Annotated in this window: 1 protein-coding gene; it reads right to left on the bottom strand. The window is 61.0% G+C overall.

The features are described 5' to 3' along the window. Window positions 1–902 (bottom strand): ISL3 family transposase (locus AC0L3P_RS39875; RefSeq protein WP_473309447.1); only part of this gene is annotated, 902 nt, incomplete at both ends.

A 902-nucleotide genomic window follows, 5' to 3' on the forward strand; every position in this document is an offset into this window, starting at 1 on the left:
TCAATCCAAGGTTCGAGCTCCATCTCGGCCTTCTTTCGGATCATCGCGTGGAAGCGGCCAACGAGAGCTTGGGCATCGGCCAGCATAGGAACGTTTTGTTCGATGACCGCAAGCGTGACGGTCTCGGCTTTGGTTAGGTGGTCGCGCTTCGTCGTCATCAGCTGCGCTATCGTCCTGGCGGCGGGGACCTTCTGCAATTGTTGATGGCTGATAGTCTCGGCACGTCGCCGTCGCGTCGCCCATTCCGCCACGACGCGCAGCGATCCCTTGAAGCCTTGTCCCTTCAAGCGGCGCCAGAGCTCGGCACCGTTGCGACAGCCGACTGACCACTGCGCGTCCACGAACGGCAGATGCCCGTCCAGGGTGCTTTGACGGGTGCGGAACATATCCGTACCGCCGCCGCGGCTAATTTGGCGAACCAGATTGCGACTATGTCCTGTGCGGCGGACGATCTCCTTGAGCGACACACCGTCGCTGACGAGAGCCGTAATTACGGCATGGCTGTCCTGCCGCCGCAAATAGCCCTGATAGCGCAGCTTTTCCGCACAGGTCAGCAATTCCGGGTTGATCGTCGTCGCTCCAATTGCGGTTCGGATTCTGTTCATGGAGCGGCGCACCGCATCAAGGAAGGCCGCGCTCGCATTTTCCATCAGATGCCAGCGGTCGGCGACCTGGATGGCGTTCGGCAGCGCCTTAGCTGCTGCCTCGCCATATCCACCACCGCGATCCCGCGACACAATGTTGATCGCTGGGTGCTTCGATAGCCACGCCCGAACGGTCGCAGTCTCCCTGTCGGGCAGCAGGGTAACGATCCGCCGACGCTCCAAATCGCACACGATCGTCCCGTATCGATGGTTTCTCCGGAACGCCCAGTCATCGATGCCCACAACAAGCAATGGATC

Source organism: Bradyrhizobium sp. WSM4874, assembly GCF_055811835.1.